Origin of the sequence: Microbacterium sp. CH-015, assembly GCF_049707015.1 — a bacterium.
Classification (GTDB): Bacteria; Actinomycetota; Actinomycetes; order Actinomycetales; family Microbacteriaceae; genus Microbacterium; species Microbacterium aurum.
On sequence record NZ_JBNAFJ010000013.1, the window covers coordinates 1 to 19,423 of the forward strand.

Annotated in this window: 16 protein-coding genes; 5 read left to right on the forward strand and 11 right to left on the reverse strand. The window is 71.3% G+C overall.

Going from position 1 to position 19,423, the window contains the following annotated elements; all coding sequences use genetic code 11:
* Window positions 1-492: 492 nt before the first annotated feature.
* The 11 genes from ACPYN4_RS14075 to ACPYN4_RS14125 all read right to left on the reverse strand — a co-directional run bounded on the left by ACPYN4_RS14075 (window position 493) and on the right by ACPYN4_RS14125 (window position 14,120).
* Window positions 493-1,635, reverse strand: a complete 1,143-nt coding sequence (locus ACPYN4_RS14075; RefSeq protein WP_424446708.1) for a PIN domain-containing protein — start codon at window positions 1,633-1,635, stop codon at window positions 493-495.
* Window positions 1,636-2,013: 378 nt separating this feature from the next.
* The gene (locus ACPYN4_RS14080) at window positions 2,014-2,535 is read right to left on the reverse strand and encodes a hypothetical protein (protein WP_424446709.1); all 522 of its coding nucleotides are present in this window, start codon (window positions 2,533-2,535) and stop codon (window positions 2,014-2,016) included.
* A 469-nt stretch (window positions 2,536-3,004) separates the two neighbouring features.
* Entirely contained in the window at window positions 3,005-3,400 is a 396-nt protein-coding gene (locus tag ACPYN4_RS14085) for a type II toxin-antitoxin system VapC family toxin (RefSeq protein WP_424446710.1), read from the reverse strand.
* 166 nt (window positions 3,401-3,566) lie between these two features.
* Window positions 3,567-6,119, reverse strand: coding sequence for a DEAD/DEAH box helicase (locus ACPYN4_RS14090; RefSeq protein ID WP_424446711.1), 2,553 nt, complete (start codon window positions 6,117-6,119; stop codon window positions 3,567-3,569).
* A 285-nt stretch (window positions 6,120-6,404) separates the two neighbouring features.
* The gene (locus tag ACPYN4_RS14095) at window positions 6,405-7,583 is read right to left on the reverse strand and encodes a glycoside hydrolase family 3 N-terminal domain-containing protein (RefSeq protein WP_424446712.1); all 1,179 of its coding nucleotides are present in this window, start codon (window positions 7,581-7,583) and stop codon (window positions 6,405-6,407) included.
* Between the two features lie 68 nt (window positions 7,584-7,651).
* On the reverse strand, window positions 7,652-9,109 hold the full coding sequence (locus tag ACPYN4_RS14100; protein ID WP_424446713.1) for a cation acetate symporter: 1,458 nt from the start codon (window positions 9,107-9,109) through the stop codon (window positions 7,652-7,654).
* Window positions 9,106-9,516: a heavy metal transporter gene (locus ACPYN4_RS14105; RefSeq protein ID WP_239281964.1), complete on the reverse strand. Its 411-nt coding sequence runs from the start codon at window positions 9,514-9,516 to the stop codon at window positions 9,106-9,108. Before ACPYN4_RS14105 ends, ACPYN4_RS14100 begins: the two co-directional genes overlap by 4 nt.
* Window positions 9,513-10,241: a LytR/AlgR family response regulator transcription factor gene (locus tag ACPYN4_RS14110; RefSeq protein ID WP_424446714.1), complete on the reverse strand. Its 729-nt coding sequence runs from the start codon at window positions 10,239-10,241 to the stop codon at window positions 9,513-9,515. The genes ACPYN4_RS14105 and ACPYN4_RS14110 overlap by 4 nt, the downstream gene beginning before the upstream one ends.
* Window positions 10,238-11,497 carry a sensor histidine kinase gene (locus tag ACPYN4_RS14115; RefSeq protein ID WP_239281962.1) on the reverse strand — a complete coding sequence of 420 codons (1,260 nt, stop codon included), beginning with the start codon at window positions 11,495-11,497 and terminating at the stop codon, window positions 10,238-10,240. Before ACPYN4_RS14115 ends, ACPYN4_RS14110 begins: the two co-directional genes overlap by 4 nt.
* Before the next feature lie 40 nt (window positions 11,498-11,537).
* Window positions 11,538-11,822: a YbdD/YjiX family protein gene (locus tag ACPYN4_RS14120; protein WP_424446715.1), complete on the reverse strand. Its 285-nt coding sequence runs from the start codon at window positions 11,820-11,822 to the stop codon at window positions 11,538-11,540.
* A gap of 12 nt (window positions 11,823-11,834) precedes the next feature.
* The gene (locus tag ACPYN4_RS14125) at window positions 11,835-14,120 is read right to left on the reverse strand and encodes a carbon starvation CstA family protein (RefSeq protein WP_424446716.1); all 2,286 of its coding nucleotides are present in this window, start codon (window positions 14,118-14,120) and stop codon (window positions 11,835-11,837) included.
* A gap of 192 nt (window positions 14,121-14,312) precedes the next feature.
* On the opposite strand from ACPYN4_RS14125, the gene ACPYN4_RS14130 reads away from it, so the two are divergent.
* From ACPYN4_RS14130 to ACPYN4_RS14150, 5 genes are all read left to right on the forward strand, one after another.
* Entirely contained in the window at window positions 14,313-14,687 is a 375-nt protein-coding gene (locus ACPYN4_RS14130) for a GNAT family N-acetyltransferase (protein WP_239281958.1), read from the forward strand.
* The gene (locus ACPYN4_RS14135) at window positions 14,684-15,649 is read left to right on the forward strand and encodes a pirin family protein (protein ID WP_239281956.1); all 966 of its coding nucleotides are present in this window, start codon (window positions 14,684-14,686) and stop codon (window positions 15,647-15,649) included. Before ACPYN4_RS14130 ends, ACPYN4_RS14135 begins: the two co-directional genes overlap by 4 nt.
* Window positions 15,650-15,707: 58 nt before the next feature.
* A complete protein-coding gene (locus ACPYN4_RS14140; RefSeq protein WP_239281955.1) occupies window positions 15,708-16,265 on the forward strand; it encodes an ECF transporter S component in 558 nt (185 codons plus the stop codon).
* A 335-nt stretch (window positions 16,266-16,600) separates the two neighbouring features.
* A complete protein-coding gene (locus ACPYN4_RS14145) occupies window positions 16,601-18,607 on the forward strand; it encodes an ABC transporter ATP-binding protein (RefSeq protein WP_424446717.1) in 2,007 nt (668 codons plus the stop codon).
* Window positions 18,604-19,413 (forward strand): energy-coupling factor transporter transmembrane component T family protein, encoded by an 810-nt coding sequence (locus ACPYN4_RS14150; protein ID WP_424446718.1) that lies wholly within the window; start codon window positions 18,604-18,606, stop codon window positions 19,411-19,413. The genes ACPYN4_RS14145 and ACPYN4_RS14150 overlap by 4 nt, the downstream gene beginning before the upstream one ends.
* The last annotated feature ends 10 nt before the right edge of the window (window positions 19,414-19,423 follow it).

Sequence of the window (19,423 nt, forward strand, 5' to 3'; positions counted from 1 at the left end):
CGTCGGAACGCTACCGTATCCCCGCACGCACGCTACCGGATCGTTACACCGGCGCTACCCGAAGCGCCGGCTTAACAGTCTCGCTGGTTTCAAGGTCGTCGGGAATCGGGCGGACGCCACCGACTCGCAGTTGAGTCAACATACGAGTTGCAGCCATGTTCGTCCCGGCGTCAGTCCAGCGCGACGACTCTATCGCTGCGGCAGCGACACCTGGCCGAATGGCTCATGAGCGTCTCGGATCCATGTTCGTGCACCGCGCGGTTGAGGCAGCTGGTAAACGGCTCCGCCGGTGCGTGTGGGATCCACCCAATGGCGCGTGGCCGCGCCGTAGTTCGTGTCAGGCGCCTAGGCAGATTGAAGTCGGTGCATCGCACGGTCGGACTCCGGTGTTCGTCACGCCTTCCACCACTATTGTCTCGGTATCTGCGCCGCTGAATGTATTCCGGCGAGGTGCCAGTCGCCGGCGATCGTCAGCGGGTGCGCATCGAGGTGTTAGCCGGCCGCCGAGTCACCTGTCGACGACGCACCTTCCGCGCTCTCCTCGGCGCCGCCAACCGCAGCCTGTTCATCCAGCGGATCCTCAAGCACGATGCTCAGGACCTGAGGACTGCCCTCGCCTGTGTCCATCTCAACGACGACCCGCACCTCTACCTCGCTGCTCGCCTCGAAATAGTGGTCGTTGAGCTCCCCGGAGATGCTCACACTTTCACCATCGTCCATGAACCAATCGCCTTTGAAGACAGCGCCTTCGATGTAGAGCAGCGCATCGGCTGTCGCCGTGACCGTCGCTCCTGCTTCTGTCAACTCGAACTCCGAGGTCTGATCGATGGCACTGATCGAGCCGCTCTCCATCGCGGGGACTCCAAACCTGACAAAGTCCGGGTAGTCGTAGTCGCCGCCATAGACGAGTTGCATTGAGATGTCCTCGCCCACCAGCTCGTATAGCGCGTTGGTGGCCGCAGTCACAAGCGCAGCGCGAGCCGCCGCCTCTTCGACCTCGGAGTTCGCATGAGGCACGTTCTTGACGCTCACCACGCGGCTACGATCGACGCCCCGCTCGTCGAGGTCATCGAGCAGATCCTGGTGGAGCGACTTCGAGTCGTCAGACAGGAAGCCCTTGTCAGCGGTCACGAACAGCACCCTGTCGTAGCCTCTGGCCGGGTCCACAACCTCGCGCACCGTCTCCCAAATCACCGTGTCTCGGAACCCGACCGACACAGGCTTCTGGCCCAGTTCGACTTCCTTGAAGGGACGCCGACGTGCGAGGTCGCGCTCGATGATGTCCTCGAGTGGCACATTGGGCACGGGCTCGGACCTGACTCCGTCTCGATCGAGCAATGCCTGGAAAGCAGAGTCCAGATCAGAACCGATCTTTTCGAAGCTAGCCTCCAAGTCAGAAGAAGTCTGGCTCACGTCAATGCCGGCCTTACCCATGTCGCTGATGCCCTTGGCTGCCTGATCGTGCGCACGCTGCGCGGCCTCGCGCCGCTGCCTGAGCAGCTCGTCTATGACGACCTCCGGGTAGATGACGACACAGGATCCCGCTGCTGCCAGATCGAGCAGTTTCTTCCCTGGATCGCCGGCCAACCACGGATCAGAGTGGATGGAGTTGGCGTCGAGCACGACCGCGATCATGAGTCCATCATGCTGGCCAGCCGCATCCTCACGACAGGGCAGGACACAAATTCATCACCGCTCCAGCGCTGAGCGTCCTCTTCCAACACGATCATGACCGGAACTGTGCATTCAGGCGACAGGAGATGGCACGAAGGGGGCCGGTGCTCTCACCCGACAGCACGCAAACCGATCAGACCCTGCGACCCCTCACCGCCTGATTGGGCGGGAGTGTCTTCCGACTCGTGGTGCAGCTCAACGATTTGGCTCTCCAGCACTGACGTCTGCACGGGGTGAGCGAGGAGGCACGGGGGTATCCGCCTCCGTCCGCAAGCCGGTCCCCCGCCGCGGAGACTCTTCACTGGAGATGCCAGCGCCAGCGTCAATCACAGCTCGGGGTCAGGGTCCGATGGTGGACCGTCGTTCGACTTCTCGAAGCCATGGATCAAAGTCCATGAGCTGCATCCGGTTTGCAGTGGACTCCTTGTACGCGGACTGCCAGCGCTCGATGACGTACATCGCGTAGTCCAGGTAATTCGCGCCACGCTCGAGCCAGAGTCGATCGAAAGAAGCGAGCTCGCGAGGGTCCCCGCCGAGTAGCTCATGCAAGCCGAGCCCGGTAGCGGTTCCGACCGCGTCCCGAACGTTTCGATGGAGATGCCAACCATCGGGCAGCAAGTCTCGATGAACTTCGATAGTCCTGAGCGCGCGATCTATCGTCTTCACCCACTTCTTTACGTTGCGTGAGAACTGGACCTTGCGCATTCGCCGATGAAGCGGGCGGAGGGCCCGCAAGATTTCGTCCGCGCCGGCTCGACGTCGTTCGCGGCTGTCACGCGCACGATCGCGCTTCCCGCCATGCAGGGCTTCCACTCCCGCACCAGCCAAAGAGCCCACCGTCGCAGCGATCACCTCGGACATCACAACTCCTCCCCAACCCATGAACGGTTTGACACAGATCCTGGCGCGACCCTCCGACATGGGAGATGTTGACTGAGGCGGCGGCGTGGCGCCTCGCCCGCGGCGAACGGCAGCAGGTTCTGTCGCGTCCGGCTGGACGAATGACCTGGGTCCACCAGCCCGACGCGGAGCCGCCTCCCAGGCGCGCAACGTAGACTGGTCGCGATAGGCGAACTTCTCATTCGTCTCGCCCCGGCTGTGTGGTAACAGTCGGGGCTTCCTTTTTCGGAGCCCGCCATCCAGCGCCCGCCGGCCGGTCCCTCACCGTTCAGTCCACGACATCATCGCAGTTGGTGACGCCTGTCAGGCTGCTGATGCTCTCAAGACCCGCACGGTGGAATGCGCGATGGCGGTAGCCCAACTGCGACACCGTTGCGCATGCTGACCGGTGGCACGCTCGCCGCCACCCCAAGACCGCCGCCCCGAGCAGTCACCCGGAGGCGGAGGCAATATCCGTGCGCGCGAAATCATCGCCGAAGTACAGCAGGGACTCGCCGCGGTCCTTGGCGAGCGCGTAGCTGAAGCAGTCGCCAAGATTCAGCCGCGCCGGATGGCCCGAGCCTCTGCCGTAGTCGCGGTAGGCCTGCCGGGCGATCGTCGCCTGAGCGGCCGTGAGAGGCGCGACGTCGAGTTCGAGTGAGGCGAGAAGCTCCTCGAACCTGGTGACGCGGACGGGGTCGCGCGTCCCGTCGATCACGATGGATACCTCCACCAGCGTCGCCGCAGAAATCGCGGGCCGAGGCACTGTCAACAGGGATTCGAGAAGGGTTTCCGCATCCGCCTCCCCCTTCACGATCGCGACGAGCGCCGAGCTGTCGACGATCACGCGGGCAGTCCCGTCTCGGAGTCGTAGAGTTCGCGAGCGAAAGGATCAAGGTCCACCCCGCGGAAGGCCTCTTGAGCGGCGGCGACCGCCGCCCGGATGCGCGCGACCCTCGCCTCCTGCGCCGCTCCCGCGTCCAGTTCTACCCTCGCGCTCCGACTTTCTACCCTCAGAGCCTCAGCACCTCAGTAACACGCACGACGGCGGAGCCTTCGTCGACGGATGCCGCGAGGTCGACCTCGGCCCGGATGCGCCAGTCGTGGTCGCCCGCCGGGTCGTCGATCGTCTGCTCGACGCGCCAGATCCCGGATGCCGCGGCATCCGTGTCGTCGATGACGCACAGCCGCGGCGAGCGCGCGGGGCCGCCGGTGAGAATCTCGTCGTGTTCGTCGAAGTACCGATCCAGCACCTCGGGCCAGCCGACGTCGGGGTCGAGCGCGACGAGCGCGTCATCGTCCTGGAGGGCCGCGAGCTGCACGCGCCGGAACAGCTCGTTGCGCACGAGCACCGTGAACGCGCGCCGGTTGGTGAGGATCGACGGCGGCGCCGGCGGCACGACCGCGACGTCGTCCTCGGGCAGATGCGCGGCGGGGTCGATGAGCGCTGACCACTCGTCGACGAGGCTGGAGTCGACCTGCCGCACGAGCTCGCCGAGCCACTCGATGATGTCCATCAGCTCATCGGTGCGGGCATCGGCCGGCACGGTCTGGCGGATCGCGCGGTACGCGTCGGAGAGGTAGCGCAGCACGAGACCCTCGCTGCGGGCAAGCTGGTAGAACGACACGTACTCCGCGAACGACATCGCCCGCTCGAACATGTCGCGGACGACCGACTTGGGGCTCAACTCGAAATCGCGCACCCACGGTTGGCTCGACGCGAACACCTCGAACGACTGCGCGAGCAGCTCCGCGAGCGGCTTCGGCCACGTGACCTCTTCGAGCAGCGCCATGCGCTCGTCGTACTCGATGCCGTCGCGCTTCATCGCGGCGACCGCCTCGCCGCGCGCCTTGTACTCCTGCTGGCTCAGAATCGCACGCGGATCGTCGAGCGTCGCCTCGATGACGCTCACGACGTCGAGGGCGTAGTGGCCCGTGCCCACGCCGCCCTCCGTGCTCGACCGTGGCGGCGCCTCCGGGTCGAGCAGGCCGATGGCGGCGAGCGCGAACGGCGACAGCGGCTGATTGAGTGCGAAGTTCGGCTGCAGGTCGACAGTGAGCCGGATTCGCGGGGCGGATGCCGCGTCGCGCTCCACCTCCACGATCCCGGCGTCGACGAGCGTGCGGAAGATCGCGATCGCGCGACGCGCCAGCTCGTACTTCCGCGCGCGGGGCTCGTGGTTGTCGAACACGAGAGCGCGCACGTTCGCGAACACGTCGCCGCCCCGGCCGATGACGTTGATGAGCATCGCCGCCGACAGCTTCAGCTGCGGGACGAGCGGCTCGGGCGCCGCCGCGATCAGGCGCTCGTACGACCCCTCACCCCAGTTGACGACGCCCGTCGGCGCCTTCTTGCGCACGATCTTCTTGCGTTTCGCGGCGTCGTCACCGGCCTTCGCGAGCGCAACGGCGTTCTCGATCTCCCACTCCGGCGCCATCACGACAACGTTTCCGTAGGTGTCGTAGCCGGCGCGGCCCGCACGCCCCGCGACCTGGTGGAACTCCCGCGCGGTCAGCTGCCGCATCCGGGTCCCGTCGTACTTCGACAGCGCCGTGATCATGACGGTCCGGATCGGGACGTTGATCCCGACGCCGAGCGTGTCGGTGCCGCAGATCACCTTCAGCAGTCCCCGCTGCGCGAGCGTCTCGACGAGTCGCCGGTAGCGCGGCAGCATCCCGGCGTGATGCACGCCGATCCCCGCCCGCACGAGACGCGACAGCGTCTTGCCGAAGCCCGTCGTGAAGCGGAATCCGCCGATCGCGTCGGCGATCTCGTCGCGCTGCGCGCGCGTCGTCAGATTGACGGATGCCAGGGCCTGCGCCCTCTCCAGCGCCGCCGCCTGCGCGAAGTGGACGACGTAGACGGGCACCTCGCGTTCGTCGACGAGCATCGTGAGCACCTCGTGCACCGGGCGCCGCTCGTAGGAGAAGTGCAGCGGCACGGGCCGCTCCACGCCGGTCACGAGTGCCACGGGGCGGCCGGTGCGCCGCTCGAGATCGTCCGCGATCGGAGTGACGTCGCCGAGCGTCGCCGACATCAGTAGGAACTGCGCGCGCGGCAGAAGCAGCAGGGGCACCTGCCAGGCCCAGCCCCGGTCGGGGTCGCCGTAGTAGTGGAACTCGTCCATGACGACCTGGTCCACGGGCGCGTCGGGACCGAGCCGCAGCGCGACGTTCGCGAGGATCTCCGCCGTGCAGCACACGATCGGCGCGTCGGGGTTCACCGACGAATCGCCCGTGACCATGCCGACGTTCTCGGCGCCGAAGACGTCCACGAGGGCGAAGAACTTCTCGCTCACCAGCGCTTTGATCGGCGCCGTGTAGTACGAGCGACCGCCGGCGGCGAGCGCCGCCGCGTGGGCGGCGATCGCGACGAGCGACTTGCCCGTCCCGGTCGGCGTCGACAGGATGACGTGCGCGCCCGAGACGAGCTCCATGACCGCCTCGTCTTGCGCCGGGTAGAGCGTCAGCCCACGGCCGGCCGCCCACTGCACGAACCCGTCGTAGGCGGCATCCGCCCCGGCGCCGGCCGGCACGAGGTCGACGAGGCGCGGCTGGTCGGTCATCCCTCGAGTCTGCCAGCCCCCTTGCTCCCTCCGTCACGGGCACAACTCAGTCTGGACGGGGCCGCCACTCCGCGGCGGCCCCGCAATGGCGCGCCCGGCCCGGCGGAGCGGGCTCGCGCAGACTGAGTTAGGGACCGTGCCCGCGCCGCACCCGGCAAACCCGGCGGGAACTGGCGGGCCCGGCAGGACCTGGCGGCCCCGGCAGGCCCCGGCAGGACCGGCAACCCGGGCTGGCCGGCACTGCGGGCTGGCCCGGCAGTCCGAGCGGGCCGCCGGGCCGGGTCGCTACCGCGCCTTGGCTGCGACGATGCGGGCGGCGGCTTCGTCGACGCGGCGGGCGAACGCGGGGTCGGACTGCGCCTTGGCCAGCACGGCGTCGTACATGGCCGCGAACACCGTCGGGTCGGCCGACGCGAGCACCAGGTCGACCCCCGCCGACAGCGCGAGGACGGCGCGATCGCCCGGACTCCACGCCTGCGCGGCGACCGCCGCCGAAAGGTCGTCGGTCATGATCACCCCGTCGAAGCCGACCGTACTGCGGACGAGCCCGACCACCGTGGGTGAGAACACCGCCGGCGCGGCGGGGTCGATGTTCTGGTAGATCGCCGTCGACAGCATCACCGCCGACGGGCCGGCCGCGGTCAACGACCGGTAGACCGAGACATCCGGACCGTCCGCCGTCACCGTCGTGTCGACGACGTTCGCGGTCGTGTCGGTGTTCGCCGTCACGTGGCCCAGGCCCGGGAAGTGCTTGAAAACGGGGAGCACCCCGGCATCCCTCATCCCCTGCGCGAACGCGCCCGCCTTCGCGGCCACGGTCGCCTCGTCGTAGCCGTACTGGCGGCCGAGCGCGCCGATCGGCGGGTTGGAGAACCGCGTGTCGTGGCTCGTGACGATGTCCGCGACGGGCGCGAGGTTCATGTCCACACCGGCCGCCGCGAGCTGACCACCCCACACCGCCGCCTGCGCGTGCAGCTGATCGTCGGGAAGGTCCGCCTGACGGATCGCGTACGGCATGTCGTCGAACCCGGGACCGCGCAGCACCTGCACCTCGCCGCCCTCCTGGTCGGTGGCGACCCAGAGCCGGATGCCGCCGGTCGCCCCGCTCCCGACCAGCCCCGTGAACTGGTCCACCACGGCGGCGACGGCGGCCGTCCCGCTCTGCGTGCGCCCGTGCAGGAAGATGCTGCCCGCGTGCCGGTCGGTGATCGCCGCCAGCGTCGCCGGCGTCGCGGCGGACACGTCGGTGCCGACCATGAACAGCTGGCCCACGCGCTCCTCGAGGCTGAGCCCCGCCAGCGGGTCCGCCGTCGGCGTGGGCGTCGGGGTCGAGGTCGGGGTCGGTGCGGCGGTCGTCGCGGTGGGGGAGGGGGCGGATGCCGGGGCGCACCCGGCGAGCACCAGCATCCCCGCCACCATCAGCGCGCCGACCGTGCGGCGCGGGTCGGACGCGGTGCGGGGCATGCGCCCATCCTCCCGGCTGCGCCGCCGACGCGATAGGGGCGTCGGGGGCGCGCGGCCGCCACCCCGCGTCACACCCGCTCGGGGGCGTGCAGCCGCGCGAGGTAGCGCTCCGCGGTGCGCGGGGCGCCGCGGCGGTCGGTCAGCGACACCACCACCGTCACCGCGGTCGCGAGCGGGATGGTCCAGGCTGCGGGCTGCGCCAGGTACGGCGCCGCCACCCCCACACCCCCGACGGCGGCGTAGATGAGGAGCGACAGCCCGCACGCCACGCCGCCGCTGACCATCCCGGCCACCGCCCCGCGGGCGGTGAGCCCCGACCACCACACACCCAGCAGCACCACCGGCGAGAGGCAGGATGCCGCGAACACGAACACCATCCCGACGCTCGAGCCGAGGCCCGCCGGCGCCGTCACCAGCGCGATGACGAAGGGCACGGCGGTGCACAGCAGCGCCGACACGCGGAACGAGCGCACCGATCCGCCGAAGACGTCCTGGCTCACGACCCCCGCGAGCGACACGACGAGACCGGCCGAGGTCGCAAGAAACGCCGCGAAGGCCCCCGCCACGATGAGCGCCGTCAGCAGTTCGCCCACGATCCCCGGGAACACCCGCGCCGGCAGCACGAGGACGACGGTGTCGGCCGCACCGGGCTCGGCGAGATCCGGCGCGACGACGCGGGAGATGAGGCCCATCGCGCTCGAGACGGCGTAGAACGCGCTCACCATGACGATGACGAGCACCGTCGTGCGGCGCGCCGAGACGCCGTCGGGACTCGTGTAGAACCGCACGAGCACGTGCGGCAGGCCCATCGTGCCGAGCAGGAGCGCGACGAGCAGCGAGCCGGTCGCGTAGGCGTCGATCCCCGCCGGCCCCGCAGAGCTCGGGAAGGCGACGGCCGGATCGAACTCGTGCGGGGTTCCGTACAGCGCGAACGCCATGACGACGACCGGCACCAGCAGCGCCGTGAGCTTGAGCCAGTACTGGAAGCCCTGCACGAACGTGATCGCCCGCATCCCGCCGGCGGCCACGAGCGCGGCGACGAGCGCCGCGACGACGGCCGCGCCGGTCCACGGCGGCAGATCGGCGACGACCTGCAGCGTGATCCCCGCGCCGTGCAGCTGCGGCACGATGTAGAGCCACCCGATGATGAGCACCGCGACGCTTGTGACCCGGCGAGCGAGCGGCGACTCCAGCCGCGCCTCGACGAAGTCGGGGATCGTGTACGCGCCGCTCCGGCGCAGCGGCGCGGCGACGAACGCGAGCACGAGGAGGTACCCGGCGGCGTAGCCGATGGGAAACCAGAATCCGCGCGCACCGTCCAGCAGGACCAGTCCCGACAGGCCCAGGAAGGTCCCCGCCGACAGGTACTCGCCGCTGATCGCCGACGCGTTCCACACCGGACGCACCGTGCGCGAGGCGACGAAGAAGTCGCTCGTCGTCCGCGAGATCCGGAGGCCGTATGCGCCGATCAGCACCGTCGCGAGGATGACCGCGGCCACCGCGGCGAGGTCGAGCAGGGCGTTCACTCGCGCTCCCGCAGCGTCCGGTAGCGGCGCTCGTTGCGCGTCGCGCCGCGCGTGTACAGCACCGCGAAGACGACGATCGCCGGGTAGAACGCGAACGCGTGCAGCAGCCACGACACCGGCACGCCCGCGAGCGTCCACCGGTCGAGTTCGGGGATGAGGGCGACGGCGAGAGTGAGCGCGACCACCACGACGACGAACCCGGCGACGGCGCCGAGCGCGAGCCGCAGCTGCGACCGCCGCAGGGCGCGGTCGTACACGGCATCCGCCTCGTCGAACGCGCCGGGCGACGCCGACGCGGGGACGGGGACGGAGCGCGTGACGGGGCGACGGATGCCGGGACCTCGCGGCGGCGACGGATCGGCGCTGACGCGCACGCGCGGCGGCACCCGCCGCGGCGCGTCGCTCATCGTCCCGTCTCCCGTGCGCGCACCAGCGCGTCGCGCACCGCGGGCAGCATCCGCCGGCTGACGGGGATCGTCGCGGGCACGGTCCCGACGAGGACGATCGCCGGCTCCGCGCCGCTCAGCCGCGCCTCGGCGATCGCTCCGACGGCGACGAGGTACGAGCGGTGCACGCGGACGAAGCCGTGCGGCGCCCACCGCTCCTCCAGCTCCGAGATGGGCGCCCGGATGAGATGCGCACCGTCGTCGGTGTGCAGCCGGGAGTAGTCCCCCTGCGCGTGCACCCAGCGCACATCGCGGCGGCGGACGAACCGGACCGCCTGGCCGACGGTGACCGGCAGCAGCTCATCGTCGCCGTCGGCGCCGGTCCCCGCCAGCTCGATGGCCCGGTCGACGGCACGGCGCAGCCGCTCGGCGCGCACGGGCTTCAGCAGGTAGTCCACGGCGCGCACCTCGAACGCGTCGACGGCGCGCGCGTCATCGGCCGTGACGAACACGATCGCCGGCGGTGCCGCCAGTCCCCTCATCGCGGCGGCGAGCGCGAAGCCGTCGAGCCCTGGCATGTGGATGTCGAGGAACGCGACCGCCACGGCCCGCTCGGCCAGGTGCCGCAGCGCGTCGGCGCCCGAGCGAGCCTGCACGATGTCGCCGATGCGCGGATCGGCCCGCAGCAGATGCGCGAGCTCCGCCAGGGCCGGCGCCTCGTCGTCCGCGATGAGCACGTCGATCATGCGCCGGCTCCCGCCGTGTCGAGCGCGTGCTGCGGCTGCGACTTCGGGATCCGCATCCGCACGAGCGTCCCCGCTCCGGTGTTGGTCTCCACGACGAGTCCGCCGCCGGGGCCATACAGCTGCCGCAGCCGCGTGTCGACATTGCGGATGCCGACGTGCGCGCCGTCGGCATCCGTGTTCAGCAGCGCTCGCAGCTGCTCCGGATCCATGCCGACGCCGTCGTCCTCTACGGTGATCTCGGTGTGCGTCGCGTCGTCGCGCGCCTCGATGCGGATGCCGCCGCCGCGCTCCCCGGGCTCGAGCCCGTGTCGCACGGCGTTCTCGACGATCGGCTGCACCGACAGGAACGGGATCACCGTCGACAGCGTCTCGGGCGCGATCCGCAGCGTCACGGCAAGGCGATCGCCGAAGCGGGAGCGCTCCAGCTCGAGATAGGAGTGGATGCTGCGCAGCTCCTCGGCGAGCGTCGTGAACTCGCCCTGGCGGCGGAAGGAGTAGCGCGTGAAGTCCGCGAATTCGAGCACCAGCTCGCGGGCGCGGGCCGGGTCGGTCGTGATGAACGAGGCGATCGCGGTGAGCGCGTTGTAGATGAAGTGCGGCGAGATCTGTGCCCGCAGGGCGCGCAGCTCCGCCTCGGCGAGCGCGGTGCGCGAGGCGTCGAGCTCGCCGAGCGCGAGTTGGGCGGCGCACCAGTCGGCGACCTCGGCCACCGCGCGGACGAGGGCGGCGCGCACCGGGGCGGCGAAGGCGACGAGGACGCCCGCGAGCGCGCCGTCGACGACGATCGGGGCGGCCGCAGCATCCCCCGCGCCGGGACCGCCCGCGCCGGGACCGCCCCCGCCCGGGACGCCCGCGCCATCCCCGTCCGCGCCGCCGGCGCCCGCGGCCTCGCCGGCGCGGAGGACCTGCCGCCGGCCGGTCTCCACGACGCGCGCCGCGACCCGGCGGGCGGCGGCTTCGTCCACCGGACCGTCGGCGGCGACCACCCGTCCGTCCTGCACGAGGGCGACGGCGGCCGATCCCAGTAGAGTGCGGAGGTGTCGTGCCGCCCGGCCGACGTCATCGGCGCCGAGCCCGCCCCGCAGATGCACCGCGGCCAGACCCGCCTCGTGCAGCGCGCGGTGGGCGGCCTGCTCGGCGTCGCTGCCGAGGTCAGCGCCGCCGCGGCCGAGCCGCCGCGCCAGCAGCAGCAGGATGACGAGGCCGGCGCCGCCCGCGACGCCGAGCACGGCGGCGAGGACGACGGCATCGGTCACGGTGCCAGCCTAAGCAGTCCCCTGCCGCGGGCATCGGCCCTCAGCAGCACCACGCGCCGGGGTTGCGGTCCTGATCGTCCATCCGCTGCCGCCAGAACTCGCGCTCGGTGGGCACCGGCGCGCCGGGGTGGTGGCGAGCCTGATGGGCGACGTACGTCGCGTAGGCGCTGTCGCCCATCAGGCTCGTCATGTACCAGCGGATGCCGCGGGCAGCCCGCGTGAGGTGCGCGCCGAGCCGTGTGGCGAACTCCTTCGATCGGGTGCGCACAGGCCCGGATCCGGCCGGATCGGCCGCATCGGTGTGCAGATCGAAGGAGTTAGCCACGCCCGCCGCCCCTCAGTGCCCGCGGTGGGCGAGCTCGCGCCGCTCCTCGGCGAGGATCGGCTCCCACTGCTTCTCGAGCTCGCGCTCGGGCTTGGTCGGGATGAGCCCGGCCGGCGCGTAGCGGCGCGAGGGCACGGGGACGTCCTCGGTGTTCTCGCCGCCGCCGGCGAGGATCGCCTTGATCGTCACGACCGACGCCGCGATGATCACGATGATCGCGAGCATCACGAAGATGATCGACAGCGTGCCCTGGACCGCGGTGTTGCGGATGACGGCGTTCACGACCTCGGGCGTGCCGAGCGAGCCGTCGCCGGCCGCCTGCGCTGCGCGGTACTTCGCGTTGTTCGCCCAGTATCCGATCGCCGGGACCGGCGAGAAGATCTTGTAGGCGGATGCCGTGATCGTGATGACGGCGGTGAACACCATCGGCACGGCGATGATCCACAGCCACTTCACGTAGCTCGGACCTCGCTTGGCCACGATCGCCATGACCACGGCGAGCGCGATCGCGGCGAGCAGCTGGTTGGCGATGCCGAACAGCGGGAAGAAGGTGTTGATGCCGCCGAGCGGGTCGGTGACGCCGAGGATGAGGATCGTGCCCCAGCCGGCCACCATGATGGCGGTGCAGATCCAGACGCCCGGCCGCCACGTCACGTCACGGAACTTCGGCACCCAGGCGCCGATCGAGTCCTGCAGCATGAAGCGCGCGACGCGCGTCCCGGCATCCACCGCGGTCAGGATGAACAGCGCCTCGAACATGATGGCGAAGTGGTACCAGAACGCCATCAGGGCGGTTCCGCCGAGGAACTGGTGCATGATGTGCGCGAGTCCGAGGGCGAGCGTGGGCGCGCCGCCGGTTCGCGAGACGATCGATTCCTCGCCGACGTTGGCGGCCGTGGTCGTGAGCATCTCGGGGGTGAGATGCACTCCGGTCAGGCCCAGCGAGTTCACGAACGCGACGGCGCCCTCGACGGTGCCGCCGGTCGCGGCGGCCGAGGCGTTCATCGCGAAGTAGATGCCCTGGTCGATCGACACGGCCGCGACGAGCGCCATGATCGCGACGAACGACTCCATGAGCATGCCGCCGTACCCGATGAAGCGGGTCTGCTTCTCCTTCTCGATGAGCTTCGGGGTGGTGCCCGAGGCGATCAGCGCGTGGAAGCCCGACAGAGCGCCGCAGGCGATCGTCACGAACAGGAACGGGAAGAGCGGTCCGGCGAACACCGGGCCCAGGCCGTTCTCGCCGAAGATCGTGACGGCGGGCACGGAGATCTCCGGCCGCACCAGCACGATGGCGCCGGCGAGCATGACGATGACGCCGATCTTCATGAACGTCGACAGGTAGTCGCGGGGGGCGAGCAGCAGCCACACCGGCAGCACCGCGGCGATGAAGCCGTAGATGATGATGCCGACGGCGATCGTGGTGCGGTCGAGGTGGAAGATCGCCTGGCCCCATTCGGTGCCGGCGACCCAGCCGCCGCCGACGATCGCGAACATCAGCAGGACGAAGCCGATGAGCGAGACCTCGGTGACCTTGCCGGGGCGCAGGTAACGCAGGTACACGCCCATGAACAGGGCGATCGGGATCGTCATCGCGACCGAGAACACACCCCACGGGCTCTCGCCCAGGGCGTTGACCACGACGAGCGCGAGGATCGCGACGATGATCAGCATGATGAGCAGCGACGCGATGATCGCGGCCGTGCCGCCGATCCGGCCGAGCTCCTGACGGGCCATCTGGCCGATCGTGCGGCCGCCGCGGCGCATCGAGAAGAACAGCACCGTGTAGTCCTGCACCGCGCCGGCGAGCACGACGCCGACGATGATCCAGATCGTGCCGGGGAGGTATCCCATCTGCGCCGCGAGGACGGGGCCGACGAGGGGTCCGGCGCCGGCGATGGCGGCGAAGTGGTGGCCGTACAGCACCCGGCGGTCGGTGGGGACGTAGTCCTTGCCGTCCGAGCGGACCTCGGCCGGAGTCGCCCGCCGGTCGTCGGGGCGCGTGATGTAGCGCTCGATGACCTTCGAGTAGAACCGGTAGCCGATCAGGTAGGTGCAGACGGCCGCGAAGACGAACCAGATCGCGTTGACGGTCTCGCCGCGCACGACGGCGAGCATGACCCACGCGAGGCCGCCGAGCAGCGCGATCGCCACCCACAGGACGATCTTCGGCCAGGTCCAGCGGCTGGCCTCGCGCTCCTGCTCGTCGGTGACGGCGACGGGGGGAAGGGACGGGTCGGTGACGATCTCGGGGTCGTCGGCCACGGCGGAACCGCGGCGTGATGAAGGTGCACTCATCGGATCTCCTCACAGGGCGCATCATCGCGCCGCACCAGGGTAAGAAGGACGACGTCCGGGTGTCGGGGCGGAGTGCGCACGATGCGACGAACGGCGCCGATGGCGCGACAAGCGGCATCCGCACCTCCCTCCCTGGCGGAACAGAAGCCCGCGCGCTTACGTTGGACACACACACCGACGGAGGGAGCCGACATGGCCGACGAGGTCCGCATCGTCCGCAACGACGACAAGCACCGGTACGAGGTGATCGTCGACGACACGGTGGCAGGGTTCACCGAATTCGAGGCGGATGCCGAGGGCAGGCTCGTCTTCCCGCACACCGAGATCGACCCGGCGTTCGGGGGCCGGGGCCTCGGCTCGACCCTCGTCGGCGGAGCGATGGCCGATGTCGCCGCGCGCGGCGAAGCCGTCGTGCCGGTGTGCCCGTTCGTCGTGAAGTACCTGCAGAAGCACGAGGTCCCGGGCCTGGAGGTCCGGTGGCGTCCGCGCGACGTCGAGACCGCCGACGCCGCACCGCTGGAGGATCGGCTGCCCGGCGACGAGGGCGTCGGGACCATGCGGGGATGACGAGACTCGACGCGGGGCCCGAGGACGCCCTCCGGCAGGAGGCCTGCGACGGCCCGCGGGCGCTGCTGTTGGAGGCGCGCGAGGTGCCGCTCGGCGGCGTCCGGGCGATGGAGGTGCACCGCAGTCTCCCGCAGCGGGAGCTGCCGATGGTGGGCGCCTGGTGCTTCCTCGACCGGTTCGGGCCGCAGGTCGCGAAGATGCGGGTCGAGCCGCATCCGCACATCGGCCTGCAGACCGTGACGTGGCCCTTCGTCGGCGAGGTCCGGCACCGCGACGTCCTCGGCAGCGACGTCCTCGTCCGGCGCGGGGCGCTGAACCTCATGACCAGCGGGGCGGGCATCGCGCACTCGGAGTACTCCGTCGGCGAGGATGCCGTGGCGTTGGACGCCCTGCAGCTGTGGGTCGCTCTGCCCGAGACGCGGCGCCACGGGGCGCCCGCCTTCGAGCGGCACGAGGATCTCCCCGTGGTCGAGCTCGGCGACGGCGCCACCGCGACGGTCGTCGTGGGCGCGTTCGCCGGGGCGACCTCACCCGCCGCGATGTACACGCCGATCGCGGGGGCCGAGGTGCGCATCCCCGCCGGAGGGCGGGTGCTCCTGCCGCTGGAACCGGCGTGGGAGTACGCCCTCGTCGGGGTCGACGGCGCACCGATCGTGTCGACCCCTGAACCGGTGACGCTGGCCGACCAGAGCCTGCTGTATCTCGGCATCCGTCGCGATGAGATCGAGGTCCGCGCCGAGCGCGAGAGCACCCTGTTCGTCCTCGGCGGCGAGCCGTTCGAGGCGGACATCGTCATGTGGTGGAACTTCGTCGGCCGCACCCACGAGGAGATCGTCGCCGCGCGCGAGGACTGGGAGGCCGGCGCGCCGCGGTTCGGTCACGTGGTCGGTCACGGCGCCGAGCGCATCCCCGCTCCGCCGCTGCCCGCCGTGCGCCTCACGCAGCGCCGGCGGCGGGGCTGACCCGCGCGGACGGGTTTTCACGGCCGGACCGGCGGAGGCGGACGGCTACGCTGGAGGGGTGGCCCGACACACGCTCCTCTCGACGCGCGTGCTGCTCGTGTGCGCGGCGATCGGGGTCGCAACCGGAATCGTCGGCGGCATCGCCGGCATCCTCACGCCGCTCATCCTCGCCTCGCCGCTGGCCATCGCCTACGGCTTCGTCCTCGGCGCGCACGTGCTGCCGGGCATCGTCGCGCAGGAAGTGCTGCGGATGCCGCTCGTCGCGATCCTGACCCACGTGCTCGCGGCGCTCGTCGCGACGGCGTTCAACCCGGCGTGGGCGCTGCGGTTCATCGGCACGGCGCTGCTGTTCGGCGCGATCCAGGAGGGCGTGGCCGCCCTCACCCGCTACCGCGCCTGGGGGCCGTGGCGCTTCTTCATCTCCGCCGTGATCATCGGCGTCATCGTCGCCGTCGCGGTGTTCTTCGCGGCGCATCTGAGCGCGTTCGCGCCGTGGGCGCAGGTGGCCTACCTCATCCTGTCGGTGCTCGGCCCCGTGGCGTGGACGGCGCTGGGCCTCGGCATCGGCGCCTCGCTGCGGCGGGCGGGCGTCGCCCGGCAGACCGCCGCGCGCTGACGCCGGCGGGCGGTGCGGCGCCGGGTCGGGCGCCGGGTCGTCGGCGGCGTGGGCGTAGCGGCGTGGGCGCCGGATTCCGAGGAGAAAGCCGCATTCCGAGGACCGGATGCCGGGGTTCGCTCCTCGGCATCCGTCGTCTCCTCGGAATCCGTCAGGGCGGGGCGCCGGGATCGGGGCGGGGCGCCGGGATCGGGGCGCCGAGGGCGTCGAGGGTGCCGGGGCGGCCAGGGCGGCCAAGGCGGCAAGGCGGGCGGGGTCGACGGCGCAGTGTTGGCGCGGAACTTAGGCTCAGCTAACCTAAGGTGACTCCTCTGTTCTGACCGCTGGGACTTCCCGTGACCTCTGCCGTCCCCGGAGCGGCCGTCACGGCCGACCCCGCCACGACGCCGACACCGCTGCTGCGCGTCGACGACCTCGGCATCCGTCACGACGGGGCGGATGCCGCGGCCCCGGCATCCGCGTCGTTCCAGGTCTCCCGCGGCGAGGTCGTGCTCCTGCTGGGCCCCAGCGGCGCCGGCAAGTCGACGCTCGCGCTGGCGCTGAACGGGCTGATCCCGCACGCCGTGCCGGCCACCGTGACCGGGACGGTGCTCGTGGACGGACGCGACGCGGCCACGACGCCGGTGTCGGAGCTCAGCACGCACGTCGGGATGGTGTTCCAGGACCCCGACGCGCAACTCGTGACGGGGACACTTCTCGACGAGGTCGCCTTCGGGCCGGAGAACCTGCGCCTTCCGGTGGACGAGGTGCTGGCCCGCACCGAAGACGCCCTGCGCCGCGTCGGGCTGTGGGACCGGCGCCACGAGAACCCCGACCGGCTGTCCGGCGGCGGCAAGCAGCGACTCGCGATCGCCTGTGCGCTCGCGATGGGCTCACCGCTGCTGGTGCTCGACGAGCCGACGGCCAATCTCGACCCGCAGGGAATCGAGGAGGTGTACGCCGCGCTCGGCGAGCTCGTCGCCGCGGGCGACCGGGCGATCCTGCTCGTGGAGCACAACCTCGACGCCGTCGTCGGCATCACCGACCGCGTCGTCGTGCTCGACCACGACGGCCGCACGTACGCCGACGGGACCGTCGACGCCGTCCTGCGCGCCCGCGCCGAGGAGCTGCACGCCATGGGGGTATGGCTGCCGGTGTCGACGATCGCCGCGCTGCGCCTGCGCGCCGCCGGCTGGACGCTGGATCCGCTGCCGCTGGAGCCCGCCGAGCTGCACGCCGCCCTCGAGGCCGCGGCGGCCCCGGCTCCCGCGGCCCCCGGATCCGCCGCATCCGCCGCAAGCACGCAGGCATCCGGCGCCCCGGCATCCCCGGCATCCGCGGCCCCCGGATCTGCCGCAGCCGCCGCAGCCAGCACCCCGGCTCCCGGATCCGCCGCATCCAGCACCCCGGCATCCGCCCTTTCCGTTCCAAAAGCAGGCCGGATCGACACTTCTGCCCCGCAGCCCGGCCCGAATGCGCAATCCAGCCTGCTTTCGGAACCGATCATCCGGGTCACCGGCCTGCGCACCCGCCGCGGGCGCGCCGAGATCCTGCACGGCATCGACCTCGACGTGCCCGCCGGGCAGTTCGTCGCGATCGTCGGCGCGAACGGCGCGGGCAAGACGACCCTGCTGCAGTCGATCGCGGGCGTCGTGCGGGTGCCGCGCGGCCAGGTCACGGTCGACGGCGTCGATGTCGCACGCACCGACCTGCGCACGCTGTCGCGCCGCATCGGGTTCGTCTTCCAGAACCCCGAGCATCAGTTCATCGCGCACACCGTGTACGACGAACTCGCCCACGGCCTGCGGCTGCAGCGGCTGCCCGAGCCCGAGGTGCGCGAGCACGCGTTCGACGTCCTGCGCCGGTTCGGCCTCGAGGGCAAGGCCGACGTGCACCCGTTCCTCCTGTCCGGCGGGCAGAAACGGCGACTGTCCGTCGGCACGGCGCTCGTCGCGGGGGCTCCCGTGCTCGCCCTCGACGAGCCGACGTTCGGACAGGACCGGGCGCGCGCCGACGAGCTCATGCACCTCCTCCGCGAGCTCAGCGGGGCCGGCACCACCATCCTCGTCGTGACCCACGACATGCAGCTGGTCACCGAGTACGCGCACCGCACGATCGTCGTCGGCGATGGTCGCATCGTGGCGGATGCCGAAACTTCCGCCGTCTTCGCCGACGATGCACTGCTGCGCGCCGCGGGACTGCGGCAGCCGCCGCTGCGTCGCGCGTTCGCCGGCCTCCGCCGGCATCCGTCGCTCGCGGGCGTCGTCCGCCTGGGAGACCTGCCGTCCGCACCCGATCACCCGTCCGCGCCCGACCACGGCCCTGCCGCCGCCCGCACGCCCACCGGGGAGGTGGCGTCGTGACGGCCGCGGTGGTCGACCCGTGGGCGGTCGAGGCGCCGGCCGGCCGGTTCCTCTACGGCCTGAATCCGCTCGCCAAGTTCGCCGCGCCCGTCCCGGCGATGATCCTGCTCGTGTTCGTCCGCGACATCGCGACGCCGCTGGCGTTTCTCGCGCTGGCCTACGTCGTGCTGCTGGCGGGCGCCCGCCTCACCGGGCGCCTCGCGCTGCTGCTGCTCGTCGCGCTCCCCGCCGGGGCCGCGCTGATCGGCGCGAGCATGGCGGTGTGGATCGACGCCTCGCGGGTCGACACCGCCGTCACGATCCTGCAGGTGGGCGGCTGGTCGCTGTACGGCGGTACCCTGCTCATCGGCATGGCCACCGGCGTACGCCTGGCCGCGATCATCGCGCTGGCGCTCATCGCCGGTCTGACCAGCACCGGCCCCGACATCGTCCGCGCGATGGTGCAGCAGCTGCGCGTGCCGTACCGCATCGGCTACACCGCGCTGGCGGCGTTCCGCTTCGTGCCGCGGTTCGGGTACGAGCTCGAGGTGATCCGGCAGGCGCATCGCGTCCGCGGATCGCACGGCGGGCGCGGCCCGTTCGCGGCGCTCGCCCGGTGGTGGGGCTACATCGTGCCGCTGCTGGCCGGGGCGATCCGCCACGCCGAGCGCGTCGCCCTCGCGATGGATGCCCGCGCCTTCGGCGCGCACCCCGACCGCACCGAGCGCCACCTCGTGCCCTGGCGCCGCCGCGACACCGCGTTCGTGATCGCGTTCTGGGCGCTGAGCGCCGGCATCCTCATCGCCTTCTTCCCCTGGACGCTCTGAAGGGACACCC

Excerpts from the sequence above, each read along its gene's own strand:
- ACPYN4_RS14080 (WP_424446709.1), bottom strand. The coding sequence starts at position 2,535 with ATGTCCGAGGTGATCGCTGCGACGGTGGGCTCTTTGGCTGGTGCGGGA.
- ACPYN4_RS14105 (WP_239281964.1), bottom strand. The coding sequence starts at position 9,516 with ATGAGCGACGCGCCGCGGCGGGTGCCGCCGCGCGTGCGCGTCAGCGCC.
- ACPYN4_RS14075 (WP_424446708.1), bottom strand. The coding sequence starts at position 1,635 with ATGATCGCGGTCGTGCTCGACGCCAACTCCATCCACTCTGATCCGTGG.
- ACPYN4_RS14110 (WP_424446714.1), bottom strand. The coding sequence starts at position 10,241 with ATGATCGACGTGCTCATCGCGGACGACGAGGCGCCGGCCCTGGCGGAG.
- ACPYN4_RS14125 (WP_424446716.1), bottom strand. The coding sequence starts at position 14,120 with ATGAGTGCACCTTCATCACGCCGCGGTTCCGCCGTGGCCGACGACCCC.
- ACPYN4_RS14095 (WP_424446712.1), bottom strand. The coding sequence starts at position 7,583 with ATGCCCCGCACCGCGTCCGACCCGCGCCGCACGGTCGGCGCGCTGATG.
- ACPYN4_RS14135 (WP_239281956.1), top strand. The coding sequence starts at position 14,684 with ATGACGAGACTCGACGCGGGGCCCGAGGACGCCCTCCGGCAGGAGGCC.
- ACPYN4_RS14090 (WP_424446711.1), bottom strand. The coding sequence starts at position 6,119 with ATGACCGACCAGCCGCGCCTCGTCGACCTCGTGCCGGCCGGCGCCGGG.
- ACPYN4_RS14130 (WP_239281958.1), top strand. The coding sequence starts at position 14,313 with ATGGCCGACGAGGTCCGCATCGTCCGCAACGACGACAAGCACCGGTAC.